Source organism: Janibacter cremeus (assembly GCF_029395675.1).
Taxonomy (GTDB): domain Bacteria; phylum Actinomycetota; class Actinomycetes; order Actinomycetales; family Dermatophilaceae; genus Janibacter; species Janibacter cremeus_A.
In genome coordinates this window covers 2,490,028-2,506,855 of sequence record NZ_CP115184.1, presented here as the reverse complement: position 1 = coordinate 2,506,855, position 16,828 = coordinate 2,490,028, and the positions used below count along the sequence as shown (strand labels likewise).

Annotated in this window: 19 protein-coding genes; 13 read left to right on the top strand and 6 right to left on the bottom strand. The window is 70.5% G+C overall.

Annotation, left to right across the window (positions count from 1 at the left end):
- Window positions 1-34: 34 nt before the first annotated feature.
- A complete protein-coding gene (locus tag O9K63_RS11860; protein WP_277238090.1) occupies window positions 35-1,516 on the bottom strand; it encodes a DHA2 family efflux MFS transporter permease subunit in 1,482 nt (493 codons plus the stop codon).
- Between the two features lie 107 nt (window positions 1,517-1,623).
- Here O9K63_RS11860 and O9K63_RS11855 point away from each other — a divergent pair, with 107 nt between their 5' ends.
- From O9K63_RS11855 to pstS, 3 genes are all read left to right on the top strand, one after another.
- The gene (locus O9K63_RS11855; RefSeq protein ID WP_277238088.1) at window positions 1,624-1,899 is read left to right on the top strand and encodes a DUF2277 domain-containing protein; all 276 of its coding nucleotides are present in this window, start codon (window positions 1,624-1,626) and stop codon (window positions 1,897-1,899) included.
- A gap of 410 nt (window positions 1,900-2,309) precedes the next feature.
- Window positions 2,310-3,683, top strand: a complete 1,374-nt coding sequence (gene dnaB, locus O9K63_RS11850) for a replicative DNA helicase (RefSeq protein ID WP_277242316.1) — start codon at window positions 2,310-2,312, stop codon at window positions 3,681-3,683.
- 181 nt (window positions 3,684-3,864) lie between these two features.
- Window positions 3,865-4,932 (top strand): phosphate ABC transporter substrate-binding protein PstS, encoded by a 1,068-nt coding sequence (gene pstS, locus O9K63_RS11845; protein WP_277238086.1) that lies wholly within the window; start codon window positions 3,865-3,867, stop codon window positions 4,930-4,932.
- Window positions 4,933-5,002: 70 nt separating this feature from the next.
- Here pstS and O9K63_RS11840 read toward each other — a convergent pair whose 3' ends face one another.
- Entirely contained in the window at window positions 5,003-6,178 is a 1,176-nt protein-coding gene (locus tag O9K63_RS11840; protein ID WP_277238084.1) for an NAD(P)/FAD-dependent oxidoreductase, read from the bottom strand.
- A gap of 69 nt (window positions 6,179-6,247) precedes the next feature.
- Complete coding sequence (locus tag O9K63_RS11835; RefSeq protein WP_277238081.1) at window positions 6,248-6,391, bottom strand: hypothetical protein; 144 nt, start codon at window positions 6,389-6,391, stop codon at window positions 6,248-6,250.
- A gap of 294 nt (window positions 6,392-6,685) precedes the next feature.
- Between O9K63_RS11835 and O9K63_RS11830 the strand changes: the two genes are divergently transcribed.
- Window positions 6,686-8,101 carry a GntP family permease gene (locus tag O9K63_RS11830; protein WP_277238079.1) on the top strand — a complete coding sequence of 472 codons (1,416 nt, stop codon included), beginning with the start codon at window positions 6,686-6,688 and terminating at the stop codon, window positions 8,099-8,101.
- Between the two features lie 99 nt (window positions 8,102-8,200).
- Window positions 8,201-8,449: a hypothetical protein gene (locus O9K63_RS11825; protein WP_277238077.1), complete on the top strand. Its 249-nt coding sequence runs from the start codon at window positions 8,201-8,203 to the stop codon at window positions 8,447-8,449.
- Between the two features lie 64 nt (window positions 8,450-8,513).
- Here the strand turns inward: O9K63_RS11825 and O9K63_RS11820 are convergent, their stop codons facing one another.
- Complete coding sequence (locus O9K63_RS11820) at window positions 8,514-8,903, bottom strand: hypothetical protein (protein ID WP_277238075.1); 390 nt, start codon at window positions 8,901-8,903, stop codon at window positions 8,514-8,516.
- 146 nt (window positions 8,904-9,049) lie between these two features.
- On the opposite strand from O9K63_RS11820, the gene O9K63_RS11815 reads away from it, so the two are divergent.
- Window positions 9,050-10,084, top strand: a complete 1,035-nt coding sequence (locus O9K63_RS11815) for a hypothetical protein (RefSeq protein WP_277238073.1) — start codon at window positions 9,050-9,052, stop codon at window positions 10,082-10,084.
- A 76-nt stretch (window positions 10,085-10,160) separates the two neighbouring features.
- Here O9K63_RS11815 and O9K63_RS11810 read toward each other — a convergent pair whose 3' ends face one another.
- Window positions 10,161-10,622 carry a pyridoxamine 5'-phosphate oxidase family protein gene (locus O9K63_RS11810; RefSeq protein WP_277238071.1) on the bottom strand — a complete coding sequence of 154 codons (462 nt, stop codon included), beginning with the start codon at window positions 10,620-10,622 and terminating at the stop codon, window positions 10,161-10,163.
- A 206-nt stretch (window positions 10,623-10,828) separates the two neighbouring features.
- On the opposite strand from O9K63_RS11810, the gene O9K63_RS11805 reads away from it, so the two are divergent.
- The 3 genes from O9K63_RS11805 to O9K63_RS11795 are packed head-to-tail and all read left to right on the top strand — an operon-like array spanning window position 10,829 to window position 13,046.
- The gene (locus O9K63_RS11805; RefSeq protein ID WP_277238069.1) at window positions 10,829-11,008 is read left to right on the top strand and encodes a hypothetical protein; all 180 of its coding nucleotides are present in this window, start codon (window positions 10,829-10,831) and stop codon (window positions 11,006-11,008) included.
- Between the two features lie 44 nt (window positions 11,009-11,052).
- On the top strand, window positions 11,053-11,643 hold the full coding sequence (locus O9K63_RS11800) for a rhodanese-like domain-containing protein (protein WP_277238067.1): 591 nt from the start codon (window positions 11,053-11,055) through the stop codon (window positions 11,641-11,643).
- A gap of 26 nt (window positions 11,644-11,669) precedes the next feature.
- Complete coding sequence (locus O9K63_RS11795; RefSeq protein ID WP_277238066.1) at window positions 11,670-13,046, top strand: MBL fold metallo-hydrolase; 1,377 nt, start codon at window positions 11,670-11,672, stop codon at window positions 13,044-13,046.
- A gap of 30 nt (window positions 13,047-13,076) precedes the next feature.
- Here the strand turns inward: O9K63_RS11795 and O9K63_RS11790 are convergent, their stop codons facing one another.
- Window positions 13,077-14,075 (bottom strand): oxygenase MpaB family protein, encoded by a 999-nt coding sequence (locus tag O9K63_RS11790; protein WP_277238065.1) that lies wholly within the window; start codon window positions 14,073-14,075, stop codon window positions 13,077-13,079.
- A 46-nt stretch (window positions 14,076-14,121) separates the two neighbouring features.
- On the opposite strand from O9K63_RS11790, the gene O9K63_RS11785 reads away from it, so the two are divergent.
- The 4 genes from O9K63_RS11785 to O9K63_RS11770 all read left to right on the top strand — a co-directional run bounded on the left by O9K63_RS11785 (window position 14,122) and on the right by O9K63_RS11770 (window position 16,795).
- Window positions 14,122-14,454 (top strand): TraR/DksA family transcriptional regulator, encoded by a 333-nt coding sequence (locus tag O9K63_RS11785; RefSeq protein WP_277238064.1) that lies wholly within the window; start codon window positions 14,122-14,124, stop codon window positions 14,452-14,454.
- Window positions 14,455-14,524: 70 nt separating this feature from the next.
- The gene (locus tag O9K63_RS11780) at window positions 14,525-14,971 is read left to right on the top strand and encodes an OsmC family peroxiredoxin (protein WP_277238062.1); all 447 of its coding nucleotides are present in this window, start codon (window positions 14,525-14,527) and stop codon (window positions 14,969-14,971) included.
- A 95-nt stretch (window positions 14,972-15,066) separates the two neighbouring features.
- Window positions 15,067-16,302, top strand: a complete 1,236-nt coding sequence (locus O9K63_RS11775; RefSeq protein WP_277242315.1) for an MFS transporter — start codon at window positions 15,067-15,069, stop codon at window positions 16,300-16,302.
- A gap of 52 nt (window positions 16,303-16,354) precedes the next feature.
- Window positions 16,355-16,795 carry a VOC family protein gene (locus O9K63_RS11770; RefSeq protein ID WP_277238061.1) on the top strand — a complete coding sequence of 147 codons (441 nt, stop codon included), beginning with the start codon at window positions 16,355-16,357 and terminating at the stop codon, window positions 16,793-16,795.
- The last annotated feature ends 33 nt before the right edge of the window (window positions 16,796-16,828 follow it).

Genomic DNA, 16,828 nt, shown 5'->3' with positions numbered 1-16,828 from the left:
GGTCCTTGCCGCACCAGGTGACCACCTGATGCGATCAGACCGCGGCGACGTCCTGTGACGGGGCGGTCTGCTCGACCTCGTCCTCGGCCGGTGGCGTGGAGACGGTGAGGCAGGTGACGACGGTGATCGCCGCGAGGCCGGTGAGCAGCGCGAAGGCGCCCCGGGCTCCCCGTGCCAGGTCGGCGGCCGTGGGGTCCGAGCCGGCGACCAGGGCCAGCACGGCGATGCTCGTCGCGGTCCCGGCCGCGCCGAAGACCTGCTGCGAGGAGCCGAGGAGCGCGGACCCGTGTGCGTAGAGGTGCTTCGGGAGGGCCCCGAGGCCGGCGGTGAAGAGCGGCGTGAAGAGCAGCGCCAGCGAGAGCGACAGCAGCACGTGCAGGACCAGGAGCGTCCACGGGCCGGCGCTCGGGACGAGCAGGGCCAGCAGACCCAGCGAGAGGGTGAGGCCGATGCTGCCGGGGACGACGAGCGGCCGCGCGCCGAGCCGGTCGTAGAGGCGTCCGATCGTCGGGCCGAGCAGGCCCATGGCCAGCCCGCCGGGGATGAGGAGCAGGCCCGCCTCGAGGGTGGTCATGCCCAGCCCGTCCTGCAGGTGGATCGGCAGCAGGATGAGCGAGCTGATCAGGGCGGCGAAGCCGATGCACATCGTGATGAAGGCACCGGTGAAGCTGCGGAAGCGCAGCGTGCGCAGGTCCATCAGCGGGTCGCCCGAGCGCACGAGTGACCGCTGGCGCCAGGCGAAGGCGGCCACGGCGAGCGTCGCGAGGCCGACCGCCACGAGCGGGTCGACGACCGGCTCGGGGGCGGGGCCCCCTTCGCCCGGGGTCCCGCCGCCGATGCTGGAGAGGCCGTAGACCAGCCCGCCGAAGCCGATGACGGAGAGCACGACGCTCGGCAGGTCGAGGCTGCTGTCCTCGCGATCGCCGACGTCCGGGAGGTGCCGCAGGCCGACCCACAGGGCGACCAGGGCGATCGGCAGGACGGTGAGGAAGATCAGTCGCCACGACCCGACCCGCAGCAGCAGCCCGGAGACGGCCGGGCCCATGGCGGGGGCGACGGCGATGACGAGGGAGAGGTTGCCCATGGTGCGGCCGCGGTCGGCGAGGGGCACGAGATTCATCAGCGTGGTCATCAGCAGCGGGATCATCACGGCGGTCCCGGTCGCCTGCACGACCCGTGCGGCCACGAGCACCTCGAAGGCCGGGGCGAGCGCGGCGGCCGTCGTGCCGAGGGAGAACAGCCCCATCGCGAGGGCGAAGGTGCGCCGGACGGCCAGCCGCTGCATGATCCAGCCGGTCATCGGGATGACCACGGCCATGGTGAGCATGAAGGCGGTCGTCAGCCACTGCGCGGACGTCGCGGGCACCGCGAAGTCGTCCATCAGGCGCGGGATCGCGTTGTTCATGATCGTCTCGTTGAGGATCACGACGAAGGTGGCGACCGTGAGCACGCGCAGGACGAGGGCCGTCTGCGCAGGCGTGGTCACGGGCTGCGCCTGCGGCGCGGTCGTGGACATGGGGTCCATGGTCCGGCAAGACGTGTGCAACAGACAAATAGGTTCTTTCGGCACGCATGGCGGCGAAGGGGGTGCCCCGCACCGTGCCGAGGAGGAGACTTGAGGCCATGTGCCGAAACATCCGTCAGCTGCACAACTTCGAGCCCCCCGCGACGAGCGAGGAGGTCCGGGCCGCCGCGCTGCAGTACGTGCGCAAGGTCAGCGGATCGACGAAGCCGAGCCAGGCCAACCAGGCCGCCTTCGACGAGGCGGTGGAGGAGGTCGCGGCCGCCACCCAGCACCTGCTCGACCACCTCGTGACGAGTGCCGCGCCCAAGGACCGTGAGGTCGAGGCGGCCAAGGCGAGGGAGCGCTCCCGGCAGCGGTACGAGCGCGCCGGATGATACGCCCGGATCCGGGTTTGTGACCGCTTGGTAGCCGGGTGTCCGCGAGGTGACCGCTGGCCGACGAAGGGGTTGCGCTCTCGGGGGAAGTGTGACTCGGGCCGCATCGGTGCTTGTGGATGAGTTCTGGAGAAAAGAATCTCGCTCCACACTCGGTGGATGGCGTTTTCGCAGGTCAGACGGGGTGTCGTGGACAACGGGGCGGAGAGATCCACAGAGTTCTCCACGGGCTGTGCACACGCCGATGGCGCGTCGTCCACACTCCGTCCACAGGTTGTCCACAGGACCATTTGGCGTTGTCGGCAGGGGGTGCGAGGCTGCTTCGACGTCCCTCTCCTGGTGGGGCGCGGGACTCCTTGGCGGGGGTCCGGGACGTTGACGAAGGGGACCGGCAAGTGACGACGAGCGAGTTGGAATCGAGCGTCTACGGTGACGCCTCCTACTCCTCCTCGCCTCCCGCGGACCGGCTCCCCCCGCAGGACGTCGGCGCGGAGCAGTCGGTGCTCGGCGGGATGCTGCTGAGCAAGGACGCCATCGGTGACGTCAACGAGGCGGTCCGCAGCAAGGACTTCTACCGGCCGGCCCACGAGCTGATCTTCGACGCGATCGTCGACCTGTACTCCCGCGGCGAGCCGGCCGACGCGATCACCGTCGCCGACGAGCTGAGCAAGCGCGGCGACCTGCAGCGCGCGGGTGGGCAGGCCTACCTGCACGACCTCATCCAGTCGGTCCCGACGGCGGCGAACGCCGGCTACTACGCGCAGATCGTCGCCGAGCGGGCCGTGCTGCGCCGGCTCGTGGAGGCGGGGACCAAGATCGTCCAGATGGGCTACGCCCAGGGCGGCGGTGACGTCGAGGACATCGTCAACCAGGCCCAGGCCGAGGTCTACACGGTCGCGGAGAAGCGTGGCGGCGAGGACTACGCCCCGCTGTGGGACACCCTCAACGACACGATGACCGAGATCGAGGTCGCCGCCGGTCGCACCGACGAGATGACCGGTGTGCCCACCGGATTCCACGACCTCGACGAGCTGACCCACGGTCTGCACCCGGGGCAGATGGTCGTCATCGCGGCCAGGCCGGCCGTAGGAAAAAGTACGCTGGGTGTGGACATCGCCCGCGCGGCGGCGATCCACCACGGCATGGCGACCGCGATCTTCTCCCTGGAGATGAGCCGCAGCGAGATCACGATGCGTGTGCTCGCCGCGGAGGCGAGCATCCAGCTGCAGCACCTGCGTCGCGGCAAGATGAGCGACCCCGACTGGCGCAAGCTCTCCCGCGTCGTCGGCCGGATCAGCGACAGCCCGCTCTACATCGACGACTCGCCCAACCTCGCGCTGATGGAGATCCGGGCCAAGGCGCGACGGCTGAAGCAGCAGCACAACCTCAAGCTCATCGTCATCGACTACCTGCAGCTGATGACCTCGGGCAAGAAGGTCGAGTCCCGCCAGCAGGAGGTCTCGGAGTTCTCCCGTGCGCTCAAGCTCCTGGCCAAGGAACTCGAGGTCCCGGTGATCGCGATCAGCCAGCTGAATCGTGGACCCGAGCAGCGCACCGACAAGCGTCCGGCGATGAGCGACCTGCGTGAGAGTGGAAGCATCGAGCAGGACGCCGACCTCGTGATCTTGTTGCACCGCGACCGCGATCCCGACTCCGAGCGTGAGGGCGAGGCCGACATCATCGTGGCCAAGCATCGCAACGGCCCGACGGCCGACATCGTGCTCGGCTTCCAGGGGCACTACGCGCGGTTCTCGAACATGGCGAAGGACTCGGGCGGCTTTTAGTTTGGTAGCTAGCAGCGCTCCCGCCGAGCGGACGTGACCTACCACGCGGGGTGGACCCTGGCCGCTTAGCATGGGGCGCACGGCCAACGGCGGTTTCACCTCCGACCCGCTCGCCATCGGCTGCCTCCACCCCCTCACGAGAGTTCTGACCCACGTGATTCGTTCCATCCGTAGTCGCACGGTGCTGACCGCAACCGCTGCCGTGGCCGTCTGCTTCTCGATCGCCTCCTGCACCCCACCCAACGAGAGAAGTTCCGGTGGGGGCGGAGTTTCCGGCTCGCTCTCCGGCGCGGGATCGTCCGCGCAGGCCGCCGCCGTGGACGCGTGGAAGCAGGGCTTCCTCCGGGCCAACCCGGACGCCACGGTCAACTACGATCCGATCGGCTCGGGCGGTGGCCGCGAGCAGTTCGCCTCCGGCGCCGTGCCGTGGGCGGGCTCGGACGCCTACCTCGCCGACGAGGAGCTCGCGGCTGCGCAGGAGCGGTGCGGTGGCAAGGGCAACCTCATCGAGATCCCCGCCTACATCTCGCCGATCGCTCTGCCGTACAACATCCCGGGCGTAGACGACCTGCAACTCTCTCCCGAGACCATGGCCAAGATCTTCAACCAGAAGATCACGACCTGGAACCATGAGGCGATCGCCAAGGAGAACCCGGACGCCGACTTGCCCTCGACGCCGATCACGGTGGTCAACCGCTCCGACGAGTCGGGCACCACTGAGAACTTCGTCGACTACCTCTCCGTGGCTGCGAACGACGCCTGGCCGCACGAGGTCTCCGGTAACTGGCCGGTCTCCGGTGGCACCGCCGCCAAGGGCAACACCGGTGTCGTCCAGTCCATCGAGGCCGCCGACGGCTCCATCGGCTACGCGGACGTCTCCCAGATCGGCGACCTCGACGCCGCGAAGGTCCAGGTCGGCGAGGACTGGGTCGAGCCCAGCCCCGAGGCAGCCGCCAAGATCCTCGACGCCTCGACCCAGGTCGACGGGCGTGGCCAGTTCGACTACGCCACCGAGATCGAGCGCGAGACCACAGAGGCGGGCACCTACCCGATCGTCCTGGCCTCCTACGAGCTGGCCTGCACCCAGTACGAGGACGCTGAGACCGCCGCGCTCGTGCAGGCGTGGCTGTCGTACGTCGTCAGCGAGGAGGGTCAGCAGGCCTCCGCCGAGACGGCCGGTTCGGCCCCGATCAGCGACGACACGCGGGCGAAGGCCAACGCTGCCATCGAGGCGATTTCTGCACAGTGAGGAACCAACGCCACTGATCCCGATTGCCCTGTCAGTCAGCGGTGGAGTTGGCGGTGGGCAGCGGCGGCGATCACACCTTGCCTCGCAGGATCCGTCTGAAGTAGGTCACCGGAAGCGCGTACCGGTCCACGGCCCATGTCAGCCGCCGTGGCTTGACGAGGTCGAGCGCCGGGACGGACGGCGCGGATCTCCCTTCGCGATCGATCTCGACGAGGGAGAGCGTGTGCCGGGCGACGGTGATCGGCATGACGGTGTAGCCGTCGTAGTGCTCGAAGTCCTCGGCACGGCTCGCGAGGATGTTCGCCGCAAGCACCCCCACCTGCTTGCGCAGGGCACCTCCCGAGGGCCTGATGCCCAGACTGGCAACATCACCCAGTGACCAGATCGCCGGGTGGCGGCGGTGGCGCAGGGTCGCGTGGTCGACATCGACCGGGCCGGCCCCGCCCCCGTCGGCCAGCCCGGCTTGGGCGATCCAGTCGGGGGCGCGATAGGTGGGCACGAGGTGCGCGTAGGCGAGGTCATCGAGGACCGCCTCGCCATGGCGAGTCGTCACGGTCACGGCTCGCGCGCCCACTGCGGTCACGCGCGCATCGCGCACCACGTGCACGCCGTATGCCGTGAGCGCTTCCTCGAGGTGCGGGTCCGCCGTGGGCACGCCCACGGGTGTGGGCCCGGGAAGCGCGAGGTGGACGTCGAGGTCCTGCAGAACACCCTGCCGTCGCCAGTGGTCGCACGCCATGAACAGCGGCTTGAGAGCGGTCGCCGCACAGGGGGCCGGCTCGGGAGGCACCGAGAACACCACGCGGCCGCTGGTCAGGTCCCGCAGCGCGGGCCACACCCTCGGGGCGCTCTCGACGAGGAAGCTTGACCCGGCCCAGCCCGCGCCGTACCCCTCGCGGAGCCCGGGGGTGGCGGCCCAGTCCTCCTCGAGTCCGGTGGCGATGACCAAGGTCCTGCAGCCGATCGTCTGGCCGCGCTGCGTCGTCACGCTCGGCCCGTCGGGGTCGCAGGAGACGACCCGGTCCTGGATCCACGTGGCCCCACCGGGCATCACCGTGGCGGCGGGCCGCTCCAGATCACGCATCCTCGCCTCACCGCTGCCAACGTAGTTGAGCATCGGCCGGTATCGGTGGACGGTCTCCGACTCGACGACCGCGACATCCTGGGCGCCGTCGCGCACCAACTTGGCGGCGAGAGAGAGTCCTGCGTTGCCGCCCCCGATGACCACCACGTCGTGATGGCTCATGTGGGCCTCCATCAGTTCTGGTCAGATCGTCATGCGCGTCGCGCGCCAACGACCCACAGGGCAGCGGGATCAGCGCATGCGCTTGCGGCGCAGACCACGCAGAACCGACCGGGCGCCCCGCTCGATCTCGCGGTTGGCACCGACACCACCACCGACTCCTGCGCGACGTCGACGCCCGCCGGCGGGTGCCCCGCCGGCCGACCGACGCGCCATGCCGGTGACCCTGCTGACAATTCCTCTGAGCATGTCCATCTCTCCTAAGTTGGTTCCTCCGAGTGCCGGAAGACCCTCGTGTCATAGACATTCCCGGTGTGGTGGCGCCCAAACGTCACCCAAGAGGACTCACCGGTGGGGCGAGGTCTCGCCCCACCGGGGCAGAGGGGAGCGGCGGTGCCACGTCCCAACATGCCGGTCCCCGCATCATGTGGTCCTTGTCACAGACGGTCTCGTCGGGCAACGTGAGGAGGGCGCTCGGATCCACCCGGGCGCACGACGAGAGGAACGCCTGTGGAACCCATCGAACCGGTATACGGCACAACGGTCCTCCTCCTCATCGCAGCGGCCTCCGTGGCGGTGCTGCTCTTCCTGATCGTGAAGGTCAAGCTCCACGCCTTCGTCGCGCTCGTCCTCGTGAGTGTGCTGACGGCTCTGGCAGTCGGCTTCGACCTCGCGCAGGTACCTGACGTACTGATGTTCGGCTTCGCCGACACTCTCGCCTCGGTCGCCCTGCTGGTCGCCTTCGGCGTGATGCTCGGTCGCCTGCTCGAGGTCACCGGCGGCGCGCAGGTGCTGGCCGACACGCTCATCGGTCGCTTCGGCGAGAAACGTGCCCCTCTGGCCCTTGGTGTGGCCTCGCTGATCTTCGGCTTCCCGATCTTCTTCGACGCCGGTCTGGTCGTCTTCCTGCCGATCATCCTCACCGTGGCGCGACGCTTCGGCGGCTCGCTCCTCTACTACGCACTGCCGGCCGCCGGCGCATTCGCCGCCATGCACGCCATGGTGCCTCCGCACCCCGGGCCCGTGGCGGCAGCACAGCAGATCGGTGCCGACATCGGCGTCACCCTCCTCATCGGCATCCCCGTGGCGGTCCTGGCCTGGTACGTGGGCGTCATGCTGGTCTCCCGCGCGCTCGGCCGCCGCGTCTACGTCGACCCGGCCGGGGTGGCCTTCGGTGAGGTCCGCGACGGACCGCTCGACCTGAGGGAGAACGGCGAGGACGACACCCGCGTCGGAGCCACCCCGCCGTCGTTCGGTGCCGTCATCGGCCTGCTGCTGATCCCGCTGGTGCTCATCTCCTTCGACACGGTGCTCGCGACCTTGGGCGCGGCAGGGACCATCAGCGAGGACGCGACATGGGTCAACCTCCTCAGCCTGCTGGGTCAGACACCGATCGCGCTGCTGATCACCGTCCTGGTCGCGATCGCCATGCTGGGTCGTCCCAACATGTCCATGGGCAAGGTCAGCACGCTCCTCGACGCCTCACTGGGACCGATCTGCTCGATCATCCTCATCACCGGTGCCGGCGGCATGTTCGGTGGCGTGCTGGAGCTCAGCGGGATCGGCTCGGCGCTGAGCAGCTCCCTGTCCGACGTGGGGATGTCGCTGATCCTGCAGGCGTTCGTCGTCTCCACGCTCCTGCGTGTGGCCCAGGGGTCGGCCACGGTCGCCCTGACGACGACCGCCGGCCTGATCGCGGCTCCCGTCGAGGCAGCCGGGCTGGGCGACGTCCAGCTAACCCTGCTGGTCATCGCCATCGCGGCCGGTGCGACGGTGCTGTCGCACGTCAACGACTCCGGCTTCTGGCTCGTGAGCAAGTTCTTCGACATGGACGTGCCCACGACACTGAAGACGTGGACCGTCATGGAGACGACCTTGGGCGTGGCCGCGTTCCTGATCGCGGGAGCACTCTGGGTGGTCGTCTGACAAGGGACTTCGCCGGGCAGGTGGCCGCGCGTGCATGGGAGTCACGCCCGCGGGGTAAGCCCGGGGGCAGATCACGAGCACCCGACAGGAAGGTCAGGCATGACCCAGTACACCGATGAAGAGCTGAACGCTGCTCGCGAAGCCGCCCAGGCCGCGGTGGAGACCGCGACGTCGTGGGACTACAGCGCGGGACGCGCGAAGGTCGCCGACAAGCTCCGTGAAGGGCTGGACGCGGCCGGGGTGACAGTCGACGAGAGCGAGTTCGACCGCCTCGTCAAGGAGATCGACGCGGTCGCGGAGGACGAGAGCGCCGGGCCGCCGACGGTCCGCTCCGCCACACCCGTCTGACGGCGGGCCGAGTGCGACCCGACGGACCGACCGCGGCGGGGCCGTGTCCGTCGGGTCGGCTGGCTCAGCCCGGGCGCACCGTCCTCGGTCCCACGGTGCGTGCCCCGAGCTCGGCCACCCGCGCCCTGAGTCCGCGATCCGCCGTGACGACCACGACGCTCGCACCCCGGTCGGTCAGCTGCTCGACCACCTCCACGATCGCATCGTCCCCGCTGCCGGGCGCGTCGACCACATGCACCGCCTCGGTCGACTCGACGCCTCGGGCTCGTCCCTCGACCACGAGGACGACCTCCGGTGCCTCGGTCAGGTGCAGGGTCTGGCGCAGCCCGTCCGGCGCGATGGAGTCACGCAGCCACCGCGTGGCTCCCGCCCGGTCGCGCCACCAGCCGTCCGGGACGCTGCCGACGCAGTTGGCCGCGTCCACCACCACCGTCACGTACGCCGGATCGCTCATCCACGCCACCCTGCCATGCCCGCACAACACGGAGAGGAAGAAGAGGACGTGTGCGATGTCGACAGTGGCCATGGCTCACGACCCCGGAAGGCCGGCGAGCATTCCCGCGTTGGTGCCCCACGTCGGTCGGTGCTGAAATGCGTGACATGAGCGAGCCAATCGAGGTGGACATCTTCGCCGACCCCGGGCTGCCCTCCCGCCTGGTCGAGCGGTTCCTGGACTGGGTGGCGCAGGACGGTCGCTACTCCTTCCGGCACGACCGGCAACAGATCCCGCTGCGCGACGACGGCACCCTCGATCTGGAGTCGGTACGAGGCTGGTCGCAGGAGCACGGTGTGGATGCGACGGTGATCGTCACCGAGATCCCCCGTACCGCCGGCCACCGGCCCAAGATGACGGCCATGCACCCGGCCGATTCGCTGGTGATCATCTCGCTGCCCGCGCTGGGCTGGTTCAACCTCACGAAACGCCTGAGGGGCGTCATCCTCCAGTCTCTGGACGTGGCCGTTCGGAGCGACGGGACCGAGGACGAGCTTCCAGACCTCGACTGCGGCGTGGTCCACACCCAAGGCTCCGGGTCGGAGGAGTCCTACTACGTCGCGTCGCCCTGGTGGTGGTCCGGGCGAGCGCGTCTCGTGCTCGGCATGGTGCGCACCAACGAGCCCCTCGCCACCGCCCCCAAGCTCTCGGGAGCCTTCGCCGCGGCCAGCGCCACGGGTGCGTTCGGCATCTTCTTCTCCTCCATCTGGAAGATGGCCGACGCGTTGCCCACCTGGCGGCTGGGACTCATCTCGGTCATGACGATCGTGGTGATGGTGGGGTGGCTGACCGTGGGCAACGGCCTGTGGGAGAGCCGCCACAGCACCAACTCGCTGAGGGAGGCGCGCATGTACAACGCCTCCACGCTGGTGACCCTGGCGGCCTCCGTCTCCCTCCTGTACCTCGCGCTCTTCCTGGGCATCTTCACCGCGGCCCTCGTCGTCATCGACGCCAGCTTCATGACGGAGACCATCGGCAGGCAGAGCTCGGTGCGCAACTACCTCAACATCGCGTGGTTGAGCGCCTCCATGGGGACCGTCGCCGGGGCTCTCGGCTCGAGCTTCGACAGCGACGTGGACCTGCGGGAGCTCACCCACGGCCGCCGCCAGATGATGCGGTACTGGGAGAAGTCCGAGGGCTGAACATGTGCGCCAAGGTGGTCGCCGGCGCGCGCAGTGAGGGGGCCGCGGGATCGGTGCCGTGAGTCGAAGTGAGCGGCTACTCCGTCGACGCGCGCCGGAAGCCCTCGGGCATGGTCTGCCACGTGCTCGGGTCGGCGATCGGGAAGCGTCGCCCCGTCACCTCCCCGGGCGTGATGCGGATGAACCGGCCCTTGTCGCCGGCCTGCCAGGGGGAGAGGGGGAGGTCGACGGTGTCCATCACGTCATCGATCTCGGCGATGGTGCGCGCCCGCCCCTTGACCACCACGCTCCAGACCCGGCCGGTCTCGGGGTCGTAGCCGTCCGACTCCAGGGCGACGGAGGTGCCGGACAGCGCGCCCTGGACCTTGCTCCCTTCGCCCGTGCGGAAGACCGCGGTGCCGTGGTCGACCACGTAGTTGATCGGGAAGATCTCCGGGTGGTCGCCCACGATCACGGCCAGGCGGCCGACCGTGGCCGTACGCAACAGGGACCAGCACTCGTCCACCGAGAGGTGCTCGACGTCATTGGTCGCGGTCATGGGTATCGCCCCTCTCTCCAGGTGTCTAGAGGCTATCCCTGCCAGCGCCCGCGCGACAGGGGGGCATGTCGTCGTGTTGACACGATACCCCGGGGGGTATTAGATTCGTCCCACATGGACAAGAGGTCATCGACAGCGCCGGCGACATCGGCCTGATCCTGACCTCGTTCCCCGGACACCTCTTCCCCCAACCCAAGGAGCTCCCCGTGTGCCGTCAAGCGACCTGCCGCCAGTGCGGCAAGACCACCTGGGCCGGCTGTGGCCAGCACGTCGACCAGGTGATGAAGGGGGTGCCGGGCAGCCAGCGCTGCTCCGGCCACTCCGCCCCGGCGAAGGGCGACGCCGCCTCCCGCGGCCCGCTCACCCGACTCTTCGGGCGCGGCTGACCGCCGGCCCCGCATACAACCCCGATCCACCGGAAGGACCCCCCTTGACCACCGACACGACCACCCGACCCGCCACCCTCGACACCGCCCAGGTGCGCGAGTGGATGGCCGGACCGACGGCCCCCCGACTCATCGATGTGCGCACCCCCGGCGAGTTCGCCGACGTGCACATCCCCGGCTCCTACAACGTGCCGCTGGACCTCCTCGAGGAGCACCGCCGTGAGCTCGCCGAGCACCTCGACGACGACGTCGTCCTGGTCTGCCGCTCCGGTGGCCGCGCCTGCCGGGCCGAGGGCGCGCTCGCCTCGGTCGGCCTGCCCAACCTGCACGTCCTCGACGGTGGCATCACCTCGTGGGAGAACGCCGGCGGAGACGTCGTCCGCGGTGAGGGCACGTGGGACCTCGAACGACAGGTCCGCCTCGTCGCCGGCTCGGTCGTCCTCGCCGGAATCGTCGCGAGCACTCTCGTCCCGCAGGCCAAGTGGATCTCCGCCGGGATCGGCGCCGGCCTCACCGGCGCGGCCCTGACCGACACCTGTGCCATGGGGATGCTGCTGTCCAAGCTCCCCCACAACCGCCGCGACACGCCCGACCCCGAGACGGTCTTCGCGCAGCTGCGCGACGGCCGCAACTGACCCCCACGCACCGAAGGAGCAACCCGATGATCCTCACGCAGTACTACCTGAGCTGCCTGTCGCACGGCTCGTACCTCATCGCCGACGAGGGCAGCCGCAAGGCCGTCGTCGTCGACCCGCGTCGCGACATCAGCGACTACCTCGCCGACGCCAAGGAGCACGACCTCGACATCGTGGGTGTCATCAACACCCACGTGCACGCGGACTTCGTCGCGGGCCACCTGGAGCTGGCCGCGGCGACCGGTGCCTGGATCGGGTACGGCCCCACCGCGGCCGAGCGCGCCGAGTTCGACGTGCGCACCCTGACCGGTGGCGACCGCATCGAGCTGGGCGACGAGGTCGTCCTCGAGATCCTCGAGACCCCAGGCCACACCTGGGAGTCGATCAGCGTGCTCGTGCTCGAGCAGGGCAGCCCCCACGCGGTGCTGACCGGTGACTCGCTCTTCATCGGCGGCGTCGGTCGTCCCGATCTGGTCGTCTCCGACGGGTCCACCCCGCAGTCGCTGGCCGAGGCCATGTACAGCACGCTGCACAGCGTGCTGCTCCCCCTGCCGGATGACACCCGCGTGATGCCGGCCCACGGCGCGGGCTCCTCGTGCGGCCGTGGCCTCTCCGACGAGCTCGAGTCGAACATCGGCGCCCAGCGCGCCACCAACCCCTTCGCCGCGCAGATGCCGGTGGAGGACTTCGTCGGCATGGTCACCACCGGCCAGCCTTCCGCGCCGGCCTACTTCCAGGTCGACGCCGCGCTCAACCTGCGCCAGCGGGAGCTCCTCGACCCGGACGAGCCCGTCGTGCCCTTCACCCCGACCGAGGTGCGCGCCGCCATCGAGGGTGGGGCCGTCGTGGTCGACACCCGCTCGCCGGAGGACTTCGCCGTCCAGCACCTCGCGGGCTCGGTCAACATCGGCCTCGACGGTCGCTTCGCCGAGACCGCCGGGATGGTCCTGGACCACGAGGCGGAGATCCTGGTTCTCGCCGAGCCCGGCCGCCAGGGCGAGGCCGCCCTGCGCCTGGGGCGCATCGGCTTCGACGGCGTGGTCGGCTACGTGGACGGCTCCACTGCCGCCTTCGCCGAGATGCCCGACCTGGTGACCTCCGTGGAGCGGGTCGAGGTGGACGCGATGGATGATCTCGCCGACGAGACCGTCGTGCTCGACGTGCGCAACGCCGGCGAGCGCGAGGACGGGCAGCTCATCCCCGAGGCCGTGCACATCCCGCTGGCCGAGCTGGCGCGCCGCCACGACGAGCTGCCGAGCGACCGGCCGGTGCTGGTGCACTGCGCCGGTGGGTGGCGCTCGTCGGTTGCCGCAAGCCTCCTGCGCTCGCAGGGGCACACGGACGTGACCGACCTGGTCGGTGGCTACGCCGCCTGGGCGGAGAAGGCCCCGGCTCGCGTCTGACGACCACGCCCCGCGCGCCGGCCGACGATCTCAGCGGTCGGCGCGTGGGTGTGCGCGGGTGTCGATGTCCGCGCTCTCCTGATCCAGGGCGGCCAGGCTCCAGCGCACCAGACGCGTCCCCACCGCGCCCGCCGTGCCAGCGCCCGTCGGCGCCGGCAGGTCGAGCTCGTCGCGTGCCCATCCGGGCAGCAGGTCCACCGCGCCGAGCGCGAGGAGCCGGTAGACGGGCCGGGCCGCTCGAGGCAGGGGCGGCTCGCGCAGGAGGAAGTCGGCAGCGTCCCGGGCTGCGGGTGTCGCCCGCAGCTCGGGACGCGCCGCGTCCAGTGCCGCGTCGAGCGCGGCGACGGTCATCGGGAGATCCGTGGCGCCGAGCGCGGTCGCCGAGACCGCGCTCTGCGCCACGTAGGTGTCGGCCTCCTCGGGGGTGAGTGGGTCGGTGCCGTGGCGCTGGTGCGCGGTGAGGAAGGACCACGCCTCGGCGATGTGGACCCACCGCAGCAGGTGCGGGTCGTCGGCGCGGTAGGGGCGTCCCTCGTCGTCCTTCCCGCGGACCCGCTCGTGCACGCCGCGCACTGCGGCGATCGCCTCCTCCGCGTGCTCGATGGTGCCGAACGTCGTCGTCGCGAGGTAGTGGCTGGTGCGCTGCAGTCGTCCCCAGGGATCGCCGCGGTACCCGCTGTGCCCGGCGACGCCGGCCATCGCCGAGGGATGCAGCGACTGCAGGAGCAGCGCGGTGATCCCGGCGACGAACATCGAGGCATCGCTGTGCACCCGCCAGATCGGGTCGGACGGGGAGAACCATCGCGGCCCGGGGGTGTCCCAGATCCGTGCGTGGGCGGCGTCCGCCTCCGGGCCGGCGACCTTTGCGCGCACGGCCTCCCCCGCCCGGCGGCGGATCCCCGAGGCCGCCGACCCGGCGGTCGTCAGCAGCCGCCTGCGGGCCGCGTCCGTGATCGCGAAACGTCTCTCGGTCGCCATCTTGCCGCCCTCCCGTGGCCAGGACATCCAGCCGACCGGCCAGACCCTCACGCTACGCTCCGGCCGCAGGAATGGTCACCGGTGACAGGATGGGCCGATGGCTGATCCCCGCGCGGTCCTCCAGGAGGAGCGTCGCACGACGCTCGAGCGACTCACCGCACTCACCCGGGACTTCGCCGCCCTCGTCGCGGCGAGCGAGGGGAGCAACGCCGACGACGAGCACGACCCGGAGGGCGCCACGATCGCCTTCGAGCGCTCGCAGGTGGAGGCCTTCGCCCGGCAGGCGCGACGGCACCTCGAGGAGATCGATGCCGCCCTCGAGCGACTCGACCGAGGTGCCTACGGCACGTGCGAGCAGTGCGGCCGCTCCATCGCGACGGCACGGCTCGAGGCGAGACCCACGGCACGGGAGTGCATCGAGTGCGCATGAGCGGCCGAGGTCTGGCCCCAACCTTTTTCACGAGATACGGTGGATAAATTATCAACTGAAAGGGATGACCATGACGATCGCAGACCGTTCCGTCACGACCACCTGGGAGGGCTCGCTCGACAACGGGACCGGGACCCTCCACGGCTCCAGCAGCGGGGCCCTGGACGACCAGGTGGTCACGTGGGGCTCGCGCACCGAGGCGCCGGGTGGCAAGAGCAGCCCGGAGGAGCTCGTCGCGGCGGCCCACTCCTCGTGCTTCTCGATGGCCCTCGCCCTGGCACTGGGGGAGAACGGGACACCACCGAACCGTCTCGAGGTCACCTCGACCGTCTCCCTGGACGAGGTCGACGAGAAGCCGACGGTCACCACCTCGAAGATCGCCGCCACGGCGGTCGTCGACGGGATCGACGAGGAGACCTTCAGCAAGGTCGTCGAGGCAGCCGCGGCGCTGTGCCCGATCTCGCGGCTCCTCACGGGTGCGGAGATCACGGTGGACGCCTCGCTCGCGAGCGGGTGAGTCGCGGGGGGGGGGGTACCCCCCTTCGCCTCGCTCCGGGTACGGGCCCGGCGCTGCCTTGCCCCCGGCCGGGGATGTCCCATCATGGGGTGGTGATGTCGTCGTCGGCGGTGGGGAAGGTCCTCGGGGCCAGCCTGCTGACCACCGTGGGGTCGTTGCCGGTCTTCCTGCTCGCGACCCAGTCGGTGCCCCTGCGGCGTGAGCTGGGGTTCGGGGAGCAGCGGTTCGGGATCGCCGTCGCCGCCTTCTTCACGGCTGCCTCCCTCGTGGCGATCTTCGGCGGGGGAGTCGCCGACCGGGTCGGCCCACGCGTGTCGACGATGATCGCCGGCGCGCTCTCGGGCCTCGGAGGAGTCGGGGTCGCCCTGCTCGCCCACGGCTGGCTGACCCTCGTCATCTGCATGGTCGTGCTGGGGTCCGCCAACGCAGCACACCAGCTGACGGCGAACCTGGCGATGTCCCGCAGCATCCCGGCGCACCGCCGTGGCATCGGTTTCGGGGTCAAGCAGTCCGCGGTCCCGGTGGCCATCGTCCTGGCCGGTCTGGCCGTGCCGACGATGACCACCCACCTCGGATGGCGCTCGACGTTCTGGCTGCTCGGTGGCGTCGGAACGGTCGTCCTCCTCGCGGGCCTGCTCGCACCCGGGCCGACCCGCTCGACGGCTGCGTCGGCACGGCGGGCCGGTCTGGACGCACCGCCGGTCAAGGCACTGCTGGTGGTGACGGCCGCGATCGCCCTGGGGAGCGCGGCCGCCAACTCGATGGGGTCCTTCATCGCGTCGTGGGGCTTCGAGATCGGGCTGACGCCCTCGCAGGCCGGCGGACTGATGGCCGCGGGCAGCGCGCTCAACGTGATCGGTCGCCTCCTGACCGGGCACCTCGCCGATCGCCGGCACGGGCGCAACCTGCCCGTGGTCGCCGCCCAGATGGCGGTCGGTGGGGTGGCGCTGCTCGCCGTCTCGCTCCCGGGCGTCGCCAGCTACGTCCTCGCGAGCCTCGTGGCGTTCGCCATCGGCTGGTCCTGGCCGGGACTGTTCCTCTTCGCCGTCGTCCGGATCGGCCGGGAGGCGCCGGCCAAGGCCTCCGGGTACGTCCAGGCGGGTGCCTTCTTCGGCGGGGCGACCGGGCCGCTGCTCTTCGGGGTGGCCGTGGACGCCTTCGGCTACGAGACGTCGTGGCGCATCGCGGCGGTCGTGTTCTTCATGGCCGCGACGCTGGTGCTGCTGTCGCGGCGGATGTTCCTCACCGACCTTGCTGCCCGCCCGCCGCGGGTGCAGCTGGGCTACGGCGGAGGGCGCAGCCGGCCGCGTTGGACGACCGAGGACCGGTAGCGACGCACCGTCGTGGCTAGGCTGGACGATGAGCCACGGGAGGGAGCACCCAATGACGATCCGACGCATGGACAACGTGGGCATCGTCGTCGAGGACCTCGACGCCGCAGTCGAGTTCTTCGCCGAGCTCGGCATGGAGCTGGAGGGGCGGGCCGAGGTGGCCGGGCCGTGGGCGGATCGCACCGTGGGGCTGGACGGCGTCCGTTGTGCCATCGCCATGATGAGGACGCCGGACGGCCACTCCCGCCTGGAGCTGGCGAAGTACCTCACGCCGGCGGCGGTGCCCTCCCGGCCCTCACGTCCGCCGCACAACACCGTCGGCATGCACCGCGTGATGTTCGCGGTCGACGACATCCACGACACGATCGAGCGACTGCGGTCGCACGGCGGCGAGGTGGTCGACGAGGTGGCGCAGTTCGAGGACGCCCACCTGCTGTGCTACGTGCGCGGTCCGGACGGGATCCTCGTCGGCCTGGCGCAGGAGATCGGCTGACGCCCGCAGGCGTCCGTCGAGCGCGCCTGAGTG

What these genes read in the sequence shown, in the direction of transcription:
- O9K63_RS11855 (WP_277238088.1), top strand. Translation starts at nt 1,624, where the DNA reads ATGTGCCGAAACATCCGTCAGCTGCACAACTTCGAGCCCCCCGCGACG.
- O9K63_RS11825 (WP_277238077.1), top strand. Translation starts at nt 8,201, where the DNA reads ATGACCCAGTACACCGATGAAGAGCTGAACGCTGCTCGCGAAGCCGCC.
- O9K63_RS11840 (WP_277238084.1), bottom strand. Translation starts at nt 6,178, where the DNA reads ATGAGCCATCACGACGTGGTGGTCATCGGGGGCGGCAACGCAGGACTC.
- O9K63_RS11820 (WP_277238075.1), bottom strand. Translation starts at nt 8,903, where the DNA reads ATGAGCGATCCGGCGTACGTGACGGTGGTGGTGGACGCGGCCAACTGC.
- O9K63_RS11810 (WP_277238071.1), bottom strand. Translation starts at nt 10,622, where the DNA reads ATGACCGCGACCAATGACGTCGAGCACCTCTCGGTGGACGAGTGCTGG.
- O9K63_RS11780 (WP_277238062.1), top strand. Translation starts at nt 14,525, where the DNA reads ATGACGATCGCAGACCGTTCCGTCACGACCACCTGGGAGGGCTCGCTC.
- O9K63_RS11775 (WP_277242315.1), top strand. Translation starts at nt 15,067, where the DNA reads ATGTCGTCGTCGGCGGTGGGGAAGGTCCTCGGGGCCAGCCTGCTGACC.
- O9K63_RS11815 (WP_277238073.1), top strand. Translation starts at nt 9,050, where the DNA reads ATGAGCGAGCCAATCGAGGTGGACATCTTCGCCGACCCCGGGCTGCCC.
- O9K63_RS11785 (WP_277238064.1), top strand. Translation starts at nt 14,122, where the DNA reads ATGGCTGATCCCCGCGCGGTCCTCCAGGAGGAGCGTCGCACGACGCTC.
- O9K63_RS11795 (WP_277238066.1), top strand. Translation starts at nt 11,670, where the DNA reads ATGATCCTCACGCAGTACTACCTGAGCTGCCTGTCGCACGGCTCGTAC.
- O9K63_RS11860 (WP_277238090.1), bottom strand. Translation starts at nt 1,516, where the DNA reads ATGTCCACGACCGCGCCGCAGGCGCAGCCCGTGACCACGCCTGCGCAG.
- O9K63_RS11770 (WP_277238061.1), top strand. Translation starts at nt 16,355, where the DNA reads ATGACGATCCGACGCATGGACAACGTGGGCATCGTCGTCGAGGACCTC.
- O9K63_RS11835 (WP_277238081.1), bottom strand. Translation starts at nt 6,391, where the DNA reads ATGGCGCGTCGGTCGGCCGGCGGGGCACCCGCCGGCGGGCGTCGACGT.